The organism is Desulfosarcina ovata subsp. ovata (assembly GCF_009689005.1).
Taxonomy (GTDB): Bacteria; Desulfobacterota; Desulfobacteria; order Desulfobacterales; family Desulfosarcinaceae; genus Desulfosarcina; species Desulfosarcina ovata.
In genome coordinates this window covers 6,458,378-6,474,335 of sequence record NZ_AP021879.1, presented here as the reverse complement: position 1 = coordinate 6,474,335, position 15,958 = coordinate 6,458,378, and the positions used below count along the sequence as shown (strand labels likewise).

Here is a 15,958-nt window from a genome sequence, read left to right as displayed (position 1 = left end):
CGTCCCTCAAAAACATCTTCCTTATCTATAGGTCCGATAATCCACGCCGAACTTTTTTGCCTTGTAGGCGAACTTGCGCACCGTCGTTTTCAACACTTCGGCGGATAGGGTGATATTGCCACGGGTATTTTTCAGGGCATCGATGATCATCTCTTTCTCCAGGGCAGCCACGGCGTCTTCCAGGGAGAGGTCCGGCAACGTCCCGCTCTCCTTGCCCGTCTGCAGGGAAGGCGGCAGGTGATAACTGTGGATGGCGCCTTCCTCACAAAGCAGCACAGCCCGTTCGACACAATTTTCCAGCTCGCGCACATTGCCGGGCCAGTGATAGGCCATCAGCATGTCGATGGCCGGGGTGGAAAGCCGTTTGACCTCGCGCCCGTTCTCCTCGGCGTAGCGTTCCAGAAAAAAATCCGCCAGCAGCAGGATGTCGGTCTTGCGCTCCCTTAAGGGCGGCATATAAATGGGAAACACGTTCAAGCGGTAATACAGATCGCCGCGAAAAGAGTCCTCATCAACCGCCTGTTCCAGGTTCTTGTTGGTCGCCGCAATAATGCGCACGTCCACCTTTATGGTCTTGTGTCCACCGACCCGTTCGAACTCCCGCTCCTGCAGAACCCGAAGCAGGCGCACCTGCACGTCGGGTTCGATACTGCCGATCTCATCCAGGAAAATGGTGCCCTTATGGGCCAGTTCAAAACGCCCCGGCTTCTGTTTGACCGCTCCGGTAAAGGCCCCCTTTTCATGGCCGAACAGCTCGCTCTCGATCAGATTATTGGGGATCGCCGCACAGTTGACCTTAACAAACGGCCCCTTGGAGCGGGTGGAGCTGTAATGAATCGAGTTGGCCACCAGTTCCTTTCCGGTGCCGCTCTCTCCACGGATCAACACGGTGGCATTGCTGCGCGACACCTGGCTGATCATCTGGAACACCTCCCGCATCTTGTTGCTGTTACCGATGATGTTGTTGATGCGGTACTTGTTTTCCAACTCGTCACGCAGCCGTTTGTTCTCGTCCCGCAGGGCCTCCTTCTCCAGTTGGATGGTCTCCAGATTGATGGCATGGCGGGCCAGCATGGTGGCCACGACCGACAGCAGCTTGGTGCCGTCTTCCAGGGAATAGTCCGGATCAAAAGTACGGTCCACGCTCAAGGCACCCACCACGTGGGTGCCTTTTTGAACCGGTACGCAGATAAAGGAGATCTCTCCCATGCCCTTGATTTTACGTGACGCCGTCCGGTTGAGAAACAGCGGTTCCTGACTGATCTTGGGAATCGCAACCGCCTCGCCGGTTTCGATGACCCGGCCGATAATTCCCTCACCCAGTTTGTACTTGACCCGCTCCATGGCACTTTTGGAGAGACTGTGGGCCACCTCGATACTGATTTCGTTTCTCAGCGGATTGAGGATAGAGATGGTGCCACGCTCCATCTGCAAGGCTGTGGAGAGAATGTCCAGCACCTTGTACATCGATTTTTTCAGGTCCAGATGTTCGTTCAGAGCATTGGAAATCTCGTAAAGCAGGGTAACCTGTTCAATGGCTTTCATCGCATGTCCTTTTTCACGATCTTACGCAGCAACTCGCAAATTGTACAATCGCATGCTGCTTACAACATTTTTGTAAACTCTGGCAAGTCCGGAAAACCATCGGCCCCCATATATTTCTGTGGGCGTCATGCCGTTGACCAACCCAGTGGTGATTGAAATGCGCGCCAGGCATTTGATGAACAACGGTATTATATATTTTTTCAGTATATTAAAATATTCCCAGCCGGATCGGCGTCGAATCCCGGTCCCGATGGCGGATGCACCAGGATGGCGGTGGTCAACATACAGAAATGAAAAAACGATGCCCCCCAGGGGCGGAGTCCGTTGAAGCACGGTACCACTCTCCCAGGCTGCTGTCTTGAAAGCCGGCAATGAACACGATAGAGTATCGCCATGATCATGCACATCGATATGGATGCCTTTTTTGCCGCTGTGGAGCAGCTCGACCATCCCGAATTGGCGGGCAAGGTCCTGGTGGTCGGTGGCGCTTCGGGTCGCGGCGTGGTGGCGGCGGCCAGTTATGCCGCCCGCCGATATGGCATTCACAGCGCCATGCCCATGTTCATGGCCAAGCAGCGCTGCCCGCACCTGACCATCGTGCCGCCGCGCAAAGCCCGCTACGGCGAGGTTTCCCGAGCGGTCATGGCCATTTTGCACCGCTATTCACCGGTGGTGGAACAGGTTTCCATCGATGAAGCCTATCTGGATGCCGCTGGCTGCGGGCGCCTCTTCGGACCACCGAAGACCATGGCCCGATTGATCAAATCCGAAATCCGGAACCAGGTATCCCTGACTTGCTCCATCGGCGTAGCCCCGCTTAAATTCCTGGCCAAGGTTGCCTCCGACCTGAACAAGCCGGACGGTCTGACGGTCATCCCCCCCGAACGGGTAACCGGACTGATAGGTAGCCTGCCGGTGGAAAAGGTGCCCGGAGTGGGCCGCCAGGCCCTGGGACAGCTCAACCGTCTGGGGATCGTCCACCTTGGTGATGTGTGCCGGTATGCCCCTGCCCTGCTGGTTGAACGGCTGGGCAAATTCGGTCACCGGCTGGTGGATCTGGCCCATGGTCGGGACGACACCCATGTGATTGCCCATGCCCCCGCCAAATCCATTTCCAGTGAGCGGACCCTGCCGGCCGATACCCAACATCGCGACCGGTTGCGCCAGCACCTGCTGGCCCAAAGCCAGGACGTGGGACGCCAGTTGCGCCGCCAGGGATATCTGGCCCGCACCATCACCCTCAAATTGAAGCAGTCCGATTTCAAACAGATCACCCGCAGCACCACCCTTGAGCACCCCAGCCAGTCATCGGAAACGATTTTCCGTACCGGCGTGGGCCTGCTGGATCGCCAGCCCTTAGGCACCCCAATCCGATTGATCGGCATCGGCGCCTCGACGCTTATCGCCGACACCACGCCCCAACAAGTCAGTCTATTTGAAACGGCCGATCCCACGGCCAAAGGATGGGAAACCGTCGATCGGGTGGTGGATCGCATCGCCGACCGGTTCGGTCAGTCCGCCGTTCACCGGGGCAGCCTGCAGCCACCGGACGATATGGCAATGGACTGAAGAAACCAATCAAGAACAATCTGCATACCAACCAAATTGCTTGACGATGGCAGCATTTAGCGCCTTATGGCCGAATGAAAATCCTGCGCATCCTGGTATATTCTTTTCCGCCAATCGCCTAATCAAAAGACAGGCCAGCAGTTTTTTTGCGGCGCTTCATTTTCTTTACCGTCTGTTCTTTCAGCATCGCACCCAATTTTTGAATATTCCGGGACAATACTGCCAGCCCAACTTGTTCACTGTGAAACGATAGTAACAGAACCTTGTCGTAAAAATTACTTGCAGAAGATCGTATGGTCGTCTATCGAGATAGATGAATCGATCATGGGTCGAAGACGACGACATCGGCGCCGAGAGAGGGATGCATTGAGTATGGACGTACTGTTTCAGGGTGACCGCACGCTGGTGTCACGGATCTCGACGACAACCGGTAACGTGATCCGTAAGGAGATGCGTGGGCCGGGGAGGACGGCACGGCGCAGGCACGAAATGTCGATTTTACGCCGATTGACCGACGTCGAGCGAATTCCGCAGATAATGGTTGGGGCAGATGAGAAGGATGCCGTTCTCCTTGAGGACTCCGGCGGTGTCATATTACCGGAGTTGGTGGAGACCGGCCCGATGCGGGTGGACGACCTGCTCGCGTTCGCCGAGGATCTATCCGGGATCGTCGAGGCAATCCACCGTCATGGCGTGATTCACAAGGACATTAACCCGAACAACATCGTGGTAGCCGGCGACCCTGCAAGGCCGATTCTCATTGACTTCGATCTGGCGACCACCTTCGCACTGGAGCGTCCGGCGTTTACTCACGTGAAGGATATCGTCGGCACCCTGCCTTACCTGGCACCCGAACAGACCGGACGCACCGGGTGGGCAGTGGATCAGAGAGCCGACCTCTATTCGCTGGGCGCCACTTTGTACGAGCTGGCCACCGGAGAACCGCCCTTTGGTGACGGGGATCTGTTGCAACTGGTCCACGATCATCTGACCCGGGTTCCGACCCCGGCCTGGGAGCGCAACCCGCAGGTGCCGCCGGCGTTGTCGCGCATCATCGGCAAATTGTTGGAGAAGGAGCCGGACAACCGCTACCAGAGCGCCGTGGGGGTGCTATACGATCTGCGCCGGCTACGCCGGGCCCTGGTGCGGGAAGAGGACACAAACTTCATTCTCGGGGAGCGGGACTTCCCGTGGCGGCTGGCTGCGCCCTCCCACTTGGTCGGCCGCGCGCCGGAGATCGAAATCCTGCGCGCGGCCCTGGATGACGCGATCGCAGGACGTTGTCGGGGGCTGCTGATCGGTGGCGCACCCGGCGTCGGCAAGACGTCGCTCATCGACGAGTTACGGCCGCTGATCACCGCTGCCGGTGGCTGGTTCGTCAGCGGCAAGTCCGATCAGTACCGCCAGGATGCCGCCTCGGATGCGCTGTGCCAGGCCCTGCGAGGCGTGGGCCGACTGCTTCTGGCCGAGCCCGAGAATGAGCTGACAGCGCTTCGGCCGCGTCTGCTCGAGGCGCTGGACGCCAACGCCGGCCTGATCGCGGCGATGGTACCGGAGATGGCCACGGTACTCGGTGTGCCGGCGGAGGCCGACGACGACCCCGTGCGTGTCCAGGCCCGGCTGCAGCAGGCTGCTCTGAGCATGCTTCGAGCGCTGGCCCGGGCGGAACTACCGATCGTTGTGGTTCTGGACGATCTGCAATGGGCCGGGTCGATACTGATGGGCTTCATGGACGCCGTGATCGCCGACCACGGCCTGCACGGGATTCTGCTGGTGGGGGCCTACCGCGACAACGAGGTGGACGCGACGCACCCACTGTCCGCGGTACTCCAGCGGTGGCAAAGCCTGGAGGACGGTCCGAGGTATGTGCGCCTGACCAACCTGCCGGCAGCGGACCTCGGGACGCTCCTGGGCGACATGTTACGCATCACCGGGCCCGCAGCCGCGGCACTGGCGGACGCAATCCAACCCCACTCGGGGGGGAACCCGTTCGACACGGTGGAGTTCGTCAACGCTTTGCGCCGGGAAGGTGTGCTCACTCTTGAGGACGATGGCTGGACCTGGGACGCTGCCGCGATCCGTCAGCACATCGACCTTGGCGACGTGGTGACGCTGCTCACCCAGCGGATTCTGGCGCTGCCGGAGCCGTCCCAGGATATCCTGCGCCTCATGGCCTGCCTGGGCGGCGATGTCGAGTTGTCCCTGCTGCAGGCCGCCGCAGGAACCGGGCCGATCGAGACGGACGCATCGGCGGCCCGGGTCGAGGCCGCACTCACCCCGGCGCTCGAAGACGGTCTGCTGGTCATGGAGCAAGGGGGGACGGTGCGCTTTCGCCACGATCGGATTCAACAGGCCACCTACGGGGGGCTGACGCCTTCGGATCGGCGAGTCCGGCACCTTGCTGTGGCCCGCCAACTTGCCGATGTGCCCGGATTCAGGGTGGTCGCGGCCGAGCAGTACCTGGCGGCGCTGGCGCTCCTGACTGACCCGGCGGAGCGAATCCGCGCCGCGCTGTTGTTTCGCCAGGCCGCCGGTCACGCCCGGCGGCTGGCCAACTACGCGCTCACCGAGCGCTTCCTTGCCGCAGCCATCGACCTGGTCGAGGACACCGACGCGTCGCAGAGCGAGCGTGCCCGGCTGCGCGTCGAGCTGACGGTCGAACGGCATGCCGCGCTGCTCGGTCTCAGCCGGTTCGAGGAGTTGGACCGTCTCTGGGAAATCATCGAGGCGATCTGCGACGATCCGCTGCTACGGGCTGAGGCGGCCAGCGCGCAGATGATGAGTCTGATGAACCGCGCCCGGCCGGAGGAGGCCACGGAACTCGGTCTGAGCGTTCTTGCGGAGCTCGGGAACCCGGCCCCGGCCGCCGGCGACCTCCTGCCGGAGATTGAACAGGGACTGGACGCTCTGCGGGACTGGGTGTCCAGCGGGAGCGTCGACGAGGATGTGCGGCGGGGCCCGAACCCCGATCCGTGTACCAAGGCTGTGGCGAAGATCATCGACAAGCTGGTACCGCCCGCCTTCTTCGCTGGCGCCCCGGTAATGCCATGGATAGTGACCTCGGCCGCGCAGTTATGGGCGCACGGCGGACCCTTGCCCGGGCTGGTCACCCCCCTGTCCCACGCCAGCTTCGTGACCGTCGCCCTGCGCAGTGACTACCGGACCGGATTCGCCACCGTCAGCCGGGTGCTGGCGGTTGGCAAGGCGCTTGGCTTCGAACCGCAGACCTCGACGGCGCGCATGCTCTACGGTCTGAGTGCGGGGCACTGGTTCGAGCCGCTGGAGGACTGCCTGCGGACGCTCCGCCGCGGCTTCGAGGGCCTGGTACGGGGCGGCGAGATGATGTACTCCGGGCTCAGTTTTTACGGCTCGATCTGGGAGGCCCTGGAGTGGGGCCCCACGCTCGACGACGCTTTAGCGGAGATCGAAACTGGCGAAGCCTTCACGGAGCGCACCGGCAACAGCCTTGTCAGGGCCTTCATCCATTCGGTACGGCAGGCAGTGCAGGCCTTGCAAGGCAGGACCAACGCACCGGGTGCGTTCAGTGACGGCTCGTTCGATGATGCCGCCTACCGGGCAACCCTGGATGCCAACCCGGCCGCGTTGGCGCAGTATCACCTCACGCATGCCATCGTCGCAGACGTGTTCTGTGACCGGACGGCGCTGGCCGAACATGCAGGCAGCGCGATCGCGCTTCTTCCGGTCTATGAGAGCAGCATCGCCTCCCTGTGGGGACGCCTGGTCCAAGGTCTGGCGCTTTCCGGGCAGGTCGCGGCGGCGGCCCCGCAAGCACGGAAGGACCTGCTGAATGAATTCGACCAATATCGGGCCTGGATGGCCGCCCGCACCGTCGAGGCACCAGCCAACTTCGCCCACCTTCTCGCCCTGCTCGACGCCGAACGCGCCGCCGCGATCGGGGACGTCGAAGCGGCGATCCGGGCCTACGACAGCGCCCGGCATGAAATCGAACACCGGCAGCGTCCTTGGCACCGAGCGATTATCGCCGAACGCAGCGGGCGGTTCTATTTGGCCCAGAATATCGAGCACGCGGGTCGGGCGGCACTGCGCGAAGCGCGACAGTTCTACCAGGCTTGGGGAGCGACCGGGAAGGTTGACCATCTGGAACTTGAGTTCCCGTTTCTGAAGGCACAGACGGCCAAATCGTGCGGCTCTACCCAACGAGGCACCTGGAGCACGATCGGTAGCAATTCCTCATCCAATCTATCCGCGGATTCGGTGGACGTCCTCGCCATCCTACGCGCTTCGCAGTCACTCAGCTCCGAAACGAGCCTCGCCCGGTTGCAAGTACGTGTCGCCGACCTGTTGTGCGGGCTCACCGGCGCCACCTCGGCCCGCATGCTGCTGCGCGACCCGAACCAAGGCGGCTGGTACCTGCCGCATCACAAGGGTCATGAACACCTCTCGATCACGCAGGAAACGGCCGCCGGACGGGTGCCGCTCTCGGTGGTCCGCTACGTGGAGCGCACCCACCAGCCCTTGCTGGTCGAAGACGCCACCCGTGACGACCGGTTCGCCCACGACCCCTACCTGACCGCCCTCGACAGCTGTGCCCTGCTGGTCGTTCCGCTCCAGACAAGGGATGAGATCAGCGCGTTGCTGCTGCTGGAAAACCGGCGCAGCCGGTCGGCGTTCGGCACCAACCGCCTCGACACCGTCCGGCTCATCGCGGGACAGCTGTCGGTCTCGCTCGACAACGCCATGCTCTACACCGAGCTCGAGCGTAAGGTGGCCGAGCGCACCCAGGCCCTGCAGGCGGCCAACGGTCAGCTCGAATTGCTCGCCGTCACTGATGCCCTCACTGGCCTGTCAAACCGGCGGCGCCTCACCGAAACACTCGACATGGAATGGCGGCGCGCGATCCGGCCTGGCACCCCGCTCGCCCTAGCCATGATCGATATCGACGAGTTCAAGCGCTACAATGATCACTACGGGCATCAAGCCGGAGACGACTGCCTGCGCGAGGTCGCGGGGGCTATGCAGGGAGCCGTCCGCGACACGGACCTGGTCGCCCGCTACGGCGGCGAGGAATTCACCATCGTGCTGCCAAAGACGGATCTTACTACTGCTCACAAGATCGCTGAACGTATCCGCACCACAATAGCGGCCCTCGCCGAACCGCACGTGAAGGCGAAGCACCGAATCGTGACCATCAGCATCGGCGTCGCTGCGACAGTCCCCGCCCCGACCACTATCGCCGAACAGCTCCTCAAGGCAGCCGACAACGCACTCTACGAGGCGAAACGAACAGGCCGTAACCGGGTGGTCGCAGCCGCCAACATCATTGATGGGAAGGAAACCCAACCTTGTACATAAGATAAAGCAAGAAGACAAATACTTCTGTTTTACGCCACCGGCAAAGCCTGCATACGGATATCGGTGCTCCCCTTGATTTCAAAGATCCCATCAATCAGCGAATCCAGACGATTGCGCATTGTGGGATAAGGTCTTCCGCCTAGTTTCAAAATTCATTGTGGTGGTGCTGAAATAAAAACACAAGACGACCTCAAGAAGTGAAGTACGCCTTACTTTCTGTCTCGATGAAGATGAACATTTAGAAATCGCAAGTCCCTTTCAGCCGATTATTCTAAATTTTCACTTCGCTTATTTGAATAATAGGTTGAGTATTGGTAAAATTGGGAATATCAGCCAAAAATTCCTCAGTATTCGGGCCAAAAGAATTTTGAAAATCCTCTACCGAGTCGAAATAAAGATGGCACATAGCGAGATAAACAGCTTGTGATCCTGGTTCCGCTCCACTAAGTCCTTGATCAACATCAGCCTTTTTCAATGCATCCCCTAGTTTCCCCTGAGCCATGGAAACATGTTTGTTGTTGATAAAAATGATCGCACCAAAATTAAAAAATTCATACAATTAAAAAATCATCTAAGGATATAAACATCAGGGTAATCCATCAGTTTAAGTGTTGCTGCAATGACACCTGCTACAGCTTGGTCATCATGTATGATTACTAAACTATTGCTCTTATTCAACTCTTCCATCATGGGTTTGGAAAACATATCAGCATAGTCTACATGATTGGCCCCCTTGATGTGGCCTTTGTCATAGTCCGCATTATCCCTGAAGTCGACAAAAGTACAGTTTTTCAGTTTTCTTGCGTCTTTTTCGCAGAGGCAGAGGGCTTTGAAATCATTTTTGTTCAGGGCAATCAGGTCATCGAGGAGCTTGGCATCACCTACAACCTGGTATCCTGCCTTTTTCCAGCCCTTGATACCATCTCTCATCCAATATACATTTTTATAGCCGTTTTTAACCGCCAACCTGGCGGCATGATAGGATTTCCATCACGTACCAGACGCACAATATGTCATGATTGGCGTATTTTTATCCGAGGGCAATTGCGCTATGTCAAAATCTACCTCACTTAATGGCATATCGACTCTTTTATGATCTTTTGGAACCAGGCAGGTTATATGAATGGTTCCTTCTGGGTGCCCTTTCATAAAATCGGTCGTATGGCTATGACAGGCAACAACCGTTACTCCCTCATCAAAAAGTTGTTTTGCCTTTTCCAATGTTACAGCCGTAAAGCCATCCCCCCCCTTATCAGGGGCTGGCACTTTGGCCGCAATCCCAAGCCCTGCAAATACAAGAACCAAATGCAGGGAAAAAATTAGAATAAACAGTTTTTTGTGCATAAACCATTTCCTCCTTTTTTCAGCGATTAATTAATTTATGGTGCGATCATCTTGCAGGTATCCCCTGAGACACCACAGACACTCGCAATTGAGATGCTCGTTTTCAAAACCGCACAAGAAAAGCCATGAAAGTACCATCTCCCAGGTTGGGAAAATGGATCTTGATGCCTTAAATTGATTCTCCCACGGTACTACCGGCGAAAGTAATCTTGCTGTTTGAATCCGATCCTTCGTGGAAACTTTTTTTCTATCGGGGTTAGATCAAGTTGTCTTGGCTCATCGCGGATTAGTGTGAAAATCACCTAATCCTGCGAGTACCCGTATCCTAAAGTTGTTGAAATTTCTGTAGCCGAATGCCATGCGTATAATAGCCCTGAGGGAATTATTGGTACCTTCAACGAACCCATTTGTAATTCTTTCGATGAAGTAATTTAAGATCTGCTCTCGCCAGTTCTTCAAGGTCTTACAGAACTTTGAAAGATATTTATCACCTGTACGTTCGGCCTTCAAACACCATACATCAAGAAATCGGGCTGCCTTTTCTCTGCATCTGACTTTCTCAAAAATCGTGCGGAACTCCTCCTTTAAAAGGTACAATGCGCGAAGATCAGGACACAATTCCAATATTTGATCCAAGTGATCAGCTTGCTTTGTCGACAATTCGGATCGGTTACGCACGATGAGCCAACGGCTACCCTTGAGTATCTTTTGTGTTTCAGGATCGCACTGCCTTTGAAATCTGGTTCGAAGTTGGGTCAGACGGTGGTTGAGTTGTTTCATCACATGGAACCGGTCGACCACCACCTTGGCATGGGGAAGCTTGTTGCAAGCGGCTTGATAATAGGGCGCCCACATATCGATGGAAACAAATCGGATCGCCTTTTTTTGTTGATCACTCAGCGATTCGATCCAATTTTCCAGTGTCTGTTTCTCCCTGTCAGGCAGCACTGCGAGAATGCACTTTCTGGAAATATCCGAAATCACGAGAACGAATTGCTTGTGGCGTTTTTTAAGCGAAATTTCATCGATTCCCAGCACCCGGGTCAGGCCGTCAACGCCAACACTCTTTTTCAATGCCGCGAGACGATTGAAGATCTCTTTAACCGTGGATTGGCTTAACCCCTCACGTTTAGCAACATCCTTACGTGTACTGGTAAGGCAAGATTGATAGACACGCATCTCAAAAGCAGAAGATTGCCTACGATGGGAATCAACGAATGGTAATTCCTCGGTGAAAACCTTACCACATTGATCACATTCGAAACGGCGGGACAGGAAATGCAAAAAGGTCTTTTTACCCCAAACATCCAAATGTCGTACGCAACGAGGCTCCTCCTGATGAACTTTTGTTGAAAGAGCCCCACAATGGGGACACAAAGCAACCTCTTCACGATGGGCACATCGAAGATGCAGCACGTCTTCATCCCCTTCGCGACGAAGGGCATACATAGTAACGAACAAGGTCGCTATGCCCAGCAATTCTGTCAATGTGTTATCTGCGACACTTGTGAATTCCTGCTGGCTAATTCGTTTCACGGACTTTGCGGCGTCCTTTACAAATGATGTTATGTACGGCAGTAGTTTCATGGGAAATCCTCCAAAGAGTTTTTCCCATTACATATAGTCACAAGCAGTTCCTGATGTCCAGTAAAATGTACCTGTATATCTCGGAATCACACTATTCCGCGATGATCCGTTGTCTTTTTGAACCAGGCACTTCATGATGCCCATTTGAGAATTGATTCTGTTACATGCTGTTACTTAACATGTCAAGGAATTTTTTGAGATTATGCTCAGATTGAATAGCTTGCAAATATCCCACAGAGCCTTAGTTCTATTGGGATATTCTGGTCTTCCCCCAGCCATCCGGCCCAATGTTATTGCGATGGCCTGTAATGACGGCTTTTCAATAAAACAGACTCAAAACCCACTTTTTTATCCTTCCAGCAGGCCGTTCAAGATACGCTCCAGCAGCCAGAGCGCTCCGCTCGCACCCAGTTGGCAGCGATCGGAAAAACCGGCGCTCTCCAAGGCCAGGCAGGAACCGGCAGCCCGGCGGCGGTGATGAAGCGGTCCAGGTCATCGCCGATCAAGGCCACCCCCGGTGAGTTGACCACGGGGGTCTTCGGGACATAACGGGGATGAAATTATGCATTTCTTTTGTTAAGGAAAAGAAATATCCAATTCACGCATTATCTTTTCTTCCCGCGTTACCGCGCGACTTATGGTGGATTGCCCCACTCCCATCCGCCGTCCTACCGTTGTTCCATCCATCCCTAACCGTTTCACCGCAAGGTAGGCCGCTACGCTGCGGGCCTTAACCCGCTGGGGATGCTTTCCTGGAAACAGGATGTTAGCAATGGAAATTCCGAAATGCTCGCTTACCTGCTCAATCATCCGCTCAAACGTATACAGCTCCCGGGTATTGGTGCTCAAGGACGGGGTCCCCCTGAACATGGCCTATGGCGGTTCGGTGTCGATCCTGAACACACTGTCTCTGGAAAACATCGAGAAGATCGAAATCGTGCGGGGCGCTTCCTCGGCGCTTTACGGATCCAGTGCCATGGGCGGCGTGATCAATATCATCACCAAGCGGCCCACCAAGAAACTGTCGGGTAGCGTCAGCTTCGAGGGTGGCAGCCTGGATACCTATATCGGCAACGCCTCCATCGGCGCGGGCACCGACCATTACGCGTTCAGGGCGTCGGCCGGCCATAAGCACACCGGCGGTTATGAGTACTACGAAAATGAGGACTGGAAGGACTATTATAAAAAACCGGAAAACGATCTGACCAATGTATCCCTCGGCGGCGATATCTGGCTGGGAGAATCCCTGCTGCGGCTGGATTACGAGTACCTTCTGGAAGACTCGCTGACCACCACAAGTACCCAATACGACAGTGATCAGACCAACAACGACTACATGGCCAATTGGAGCGTGCCCTTGGGCAGCCGCTTCGACCTTGGCATCAAAGCCTACTATTTCGACAGCGATAGCACCTCCGAGGCCCGCAAATACAGCAGCGCAACGGGCAGACATGCAACCTACTATTACGATTCGTCGATCCCCAAGGACGAATATGGCGCCCTGATCCAGGTCGATACGGAATGGGGGGGACACCGGCTGAGCCTGGGCAGCGATTTGAAATGGGCCGAATGCGAATCCGAATACGCCTATGCCGAGGGTGATCGCAATTTCAGCGGAAAACAAGATTTCTACTCCTTTTTCGTCAATGACGAATTTGCCATGGCCCAGGACCGCCTGACCCTGAACGTGGGCGTGCGCTATGACAGTTGGGAAAATCATTCCGGCGAATTCTACGACACCACCACGGATTCGATGATAACCATCGACTATCCTGATAAATCCGAAGATGCCTTTTCTCCGCGGGCCGGTGCCGCATATAAAGTCAACGATAAATTCAAGTTGCGCGCCTCCTTCGCCACCGGTTTCAAGGCACCGTCCCTGTATGACCTGTATAAATCCGGTCCCCACGGATCGACCCGCTTCGATCTGGCCAATCCGGATTTGGAGGCGGAAACCATGACCTGGTCCTACGATGTCGGATTCGATGCCAAGCCCAACGAACATCTTTCCATTAACATTACTTTCTACCAAAGCCGCTTCAAGGATTTCCTCGGGGAAAAGACGCTTTCGGCGGACGAGGTGCCGAGCTATTTCACGCCGGACGAAGGCATGGCGGTAATTCAATCCGTCAACCTGGGTCGGGTGGACATTTACGGTGTCGAGGCTGCTGTCGAGTATAAATTCGACAGTCAGTGGTCGGTATTCGTCAACCACACCTATAACGTTTCCACCATCGAATCCTATCCCATCTTTGTCACTTTTTTCCGGAAAATTGCTGAAGAACCGCGTTTTTTACTACATATGAAATTATTTTATTAATAATTACAATATGTTGAAATTTTGCCGGCCAAAGTAGTGCCATAAAATTCACCGAAGTATTGACAATCGGTGTTTTTTCTGTAATTCAAGATGGCATGTATATCCGACGAACAACAATTAAGAGCAAAAAAGATGGCGAAACATATTTCACTCATCGCCTTGTTGAATCAGTTAGAGTTGGAAATAAGGTGAAGCAGCGCACTATTATAAATCTCGGTAAAAATTTTCCTTTTCCACGAGAACAATGGCCAGATATTGCTTGTCGTGTTGAGGGAATTATTAATGGTCAATCAAGTTTGTTTAAATTGCCGGAAAAAATTGAGCAAGCCGCACAGCATTATGCTGCACAAATCATACAAACCCGGTCGAGTCAAAACAACAATACAGACAAAAACGATAGTATAGATGCCCCCGATTACCGTTTGATTGATATCGATAGTCTTGAACTTATAAGACCGCGTAGCGTTAGTATTGAACATGTATCACATGAAACATTTCTCAAATTACAATTGGATAAAATATTTGAAGGTCTTGGATATAATAATCATCAAATAGCAGCTGCAATCGGAAGTATAGTTGGTCGAATGGCGGTTCCCGGCAGTGAGTTATCAACGCATTACTGGCTGCAAAATCGAAGCGGTTTAGGCGAATTAATCGGCTATGACTATGAAAGTATGTCGCTAAAACGAATCTATGAAATATCTGACCGTATTTACAAAGACAAAGAAGCGATTGAAAGGCATTTATACAACCGAGAACGTTTTTTGTTTGGTTTTGAAGAAATAATTACACTTTATGATTTGACAAACACATTTTTTGAGGGAAGCTGTAAGTATAATGAACTTGGCAAGCATGGAAAATCAAAAGAAAAACGCTCAGACTGTCCCTTGGTAACTTTGGCTTTAGTTTTGGACAGTAGCGGCTTTCCAAGAAGAAGTAAAATATTTTCCGGAAACGTTAGTGAGCCATCAACACTGGAAGAAATGATTTCAAGCTTGAATAAACCATCAGAAAGTTCATTAGAAGACGATAAGCAGATGAGTGTTTTTGATAAAAAGAAACCAGTTGTCGTAATGGATGCCGGGATAGCAACAAACGATAATGTACAATGGTTGCAGGCGAATCATTACCGATACCTTGTTGTCAGCAGGAAAAGATATAGAGAATTTGATCATGATAAAGCTGTTGAAGTAAAAAGAGATAAGGATTACATTGTTAAAGCGTACAAAAAATATGTCAAGGAAACAGAAGAGACTGAAATTTATTGTCATTCAAGTGAGCGAGAAAAAAAGGATCAGAGCATTCAAAATCGATTTTCAGAAAGATTTGAAGCAGACTTAAAATCATTGAACGATGGTTTAAATCAAAAAGGTCGGCTAAAGATTTATGAGAAGGTTGTTGAAAAAGTAGGACGGCTGAAACAAAAATATACCAAAGCTGCTAAAAATTATGAGATTACCATCCATAAAGATAAAGGATCAAAGAAGGCGACAAAGATTACCTGGAAGATAAAAAAAAATTCTGACTCTTCAGATTCAAATCCAGGCGTTTATTGTTTGAGAACAAACTTGAACGATCTGGATGAAACTATTCTTTGGCGTACATATACGATGTTGACTGATCTTGAAGCTGTATTTCGAAGTTTAAAATCGGAGTTGGGTTTACGGCCGGTGTTTCATCAAATAACGAGGAGAGTAAAAGGACATCTCTTTATCACATTATTAGCTTATCACCACGTTCATACAATCAGGTTTAGACTTAAAGAAAATGGGATTCATACAAGTTGGTCCGATTTGAGAAAAGAATTCGAGCTGTGCGGACCATGCCCAGGATGGATATTGCACAAAGTGTCGTAGCTCACGAACTCAGAGACTCGCATCTCACGGACTCAGAGACTCAGAGCTCACTGACTCAGAGGCCCACGGACTCAGAGACTCAAAGCCCACTAACCCACTGACTCATTTTCAATTGTAGAAAAAAATATAGAACAAATAATCACGGCTCAGTCCTCCTCACCTCACTCACTCCGAACCTCCCATCACATACCTTGGCAATCGCATGTCCGCCCCCTTCAATTTTCATTCAGAGAGTTATCAAAAACAAAATCCGGTGCTCAGCATTTTTCACTGAAGCACCAGTTCATTTGTTCACCCGTAGAAAAAGGGTATTATACAGGGAGTTACAAACCGATTAGGAGGCGGGCTACAGAATTCGTCGATAAGGATGAAGGGGGCATTGGCCTGCCCCCTTCGGCAACCA

10 protein-coding genes are annotated in these 15,958 nt (G+C 53.7%); 4 read left to right on the top strand and 6 right to left on the bottom strand.

Going from position 1 to position 15,958, the window contains the following annotated elements:
* Positions 1-21: 21 nt before the first annotated feature.
* The gene (gene nifA, locus GN112_RS28335; RefSeq protein WP_155313237.1) at positions 22-1,545 is read right to left on the bottom strand and encodes a nif-specific transcriptional activator NifA; all 1,524 of its coding nucleotides are present in this window, start codon (positions 1,543-1,545) and stop codon (positions 22-24) included.
* Positions 1,546-1,938: 393 nt separating this feature from the next.
* Between nifA and dinB the strand changes: the two genes are divergently transcribed.
* Positions 1,939-3,114: a DNA polymerase IV gene (gene dinB, locus GN112_RS28330; protein WP_197743425.1), complete on the top strand. Its 1,176-nt coding sequence runs from the start codon at positions 1,939-1,941 to the stop codon at positions 3,112-3,114.
* Positions 3,115-3,486: 372 nt separating this feature from the next.
* Positions 3,487-8,448: a diguanylate cyclase domain-containing protein gene (locus GN112_RS28325; protein WP_162459157.1), complete on the top strand. Its 4,962-nt coding sequence runs from the start codon at positions 3,487-3,489 to the stop codon at positions 8,446-8,448.
* A 271-nt stretch (positions 8,449-8,719) separates the two neighbouring features.
* Here the strand turns inward: GN112_RS28325 and GN112_RS28320 are convergent, their stop codons facing one another.
* The 5 genes from GN112_RS28320 to GN112_RS35460 form a co-directional block, all read right to left on the bottom strand.
* Positions 8,720-9,007 carry an EthD family reductase gene (locus GN112_RS28320; RefSeq protein ID WP_197743424.1) on the bottom strand — a complete coding sequence of 96 codons (288 nt, stop codon included), beginning with the start codon at positions 9,005-9,007 and terminating at the stop codon, positions 8,720-8,722.
* An 8-nt stretch (positions 9,008-9,015) separates the two neighbouring features.
* Positions 9,016-9,414, bottom strand: coding sequence for a rhodanese-like domain-containing protein (locus GN112_RS28315; RefSeq protein WP_155313235.1), 399 nt, complete (start codon positions 9,412-9,414; stop codon positions 9,016-9,018).
* Between the two features lie 24 nt (positions 9,415-9,438).
* Positions 9,439-9,792 carry a rhodanese-like domain-containing protein gene (locus GN112_RS28310; RefSeq protein ID WP_155313234.1) on the bottom strand — a complete coding sequence of 118 codons (354 nt, stop codon included), beginning with the start codon at positions 9,790-9,792 and terminating at the stop codon, positions 9,439-9,441.
* Between the two features lie 276 nt (positions 9,793-10,068).
* Positions 10,069-11,379, bottom strand: a complete 1,311-nt coding sequence (locus GN112_RS28305; protein WP_155310574.1) for an ISL3 family transposase — start codon at positions 11,377-11,379, stop codon at positions 10,069-10,071.
* Positions 11,380-11,955: 576 nt separating this feature from the next.
* Positions 11,956-12,189: a helix-turn-helix domain-containing protein gene (locus GN112_RS35460; protein ID WP_414736132.1), complete on the bottom strand. Its 234-nt coding sequence runs from the start codon at positions 12,187-12,189 to the stop codon at positions 11,956-11,958.
* On the opposite strand from GN112_RS35460, the gene GN112_RS28295 reads away from it, so the two are divergent.
* Both GN112_RS28295 and GN112_RS28290 read left to right on the top strand, forming a co-directional pair.
* Positions 12,152-13,699, top strand: coding sequence for a TonB-dependent receptor plug domain-containing protein (locus GN112_RS28295; protein ID WP_231717161.1), 1,548 nt, complete (start codon positions 12,152-12,154; stop codon positions 13,697-13,699). The two genes, GN112_RS35460 and GN112_RS28295, sit on opposite strands and share 38 nt — an antisense overlap.
* A 59-nt stretch (positions 13,700-13,758) precedes the next feature.
* On the top strand, positions 13,759-15,555 hold the full coding sequence (locus GN112_RS28290) for an IS1634 family transposase (RefSeq protein ID WP_155313231.1): 1,797 nt from the start codon (positions 13,759-13,761) through the stop codon (positions 15,553-15,555).
* The last annotated feature ends 403 nt before the right edge of the window (positions 15,556-15,958 follow it).

Bases quoted from the DNA above. Each gene is read 5' to 3' on its own strand.
- GN112_RS28325 (WP_162459157.1), top strand. From the start codon at position 3,487: ATGGACGTACTGTTTCAGGGTGACCGCACGCTGGTGTCACGGATCTCG.
- GN112_RS35460 (WP_414736132.1), bottom strand. From the start codon at position 12,189: ATGATTGAGCAGGTAAGCGAGCATTTCGGAATTTCCATTGCTAACATC.
- GN112_RS28295 (WP_231717161.1), top strand. From the start codon at position 12,152: ATGGAAATTCCGAAATGCTCGCTTACCTGCTCAATCATCCGCTCAAAC.
- GN112_RS28310 (WP_155313234.1), bottom strand. From the start codon at position 9,792: ATGCACAAAAAACTGTTTATTCTAATTTTTTCCCTGCATTTGGTTCTT.
- nifA (WP_155313237.1), bottom strand. From the start codon at position 1,545: ATGAAAGCCATTGAACAGGTTACCCTGCTTTACGAGATTTCCAATGCT.
- dinB (WP_197743425.1), top strand. From the start codon at position 1,939: ATGATCATGCACATCGATATGGATGCCTTTTTTGCCGCTGTGGAGCAG.
- GN112_RS28305 (WP_155310574.1), bottom strand. From the start codon at position 11,379: ATGAAACTACTGCCGTACATAACATCATTTGTAAAGGACGCCGCAAAG.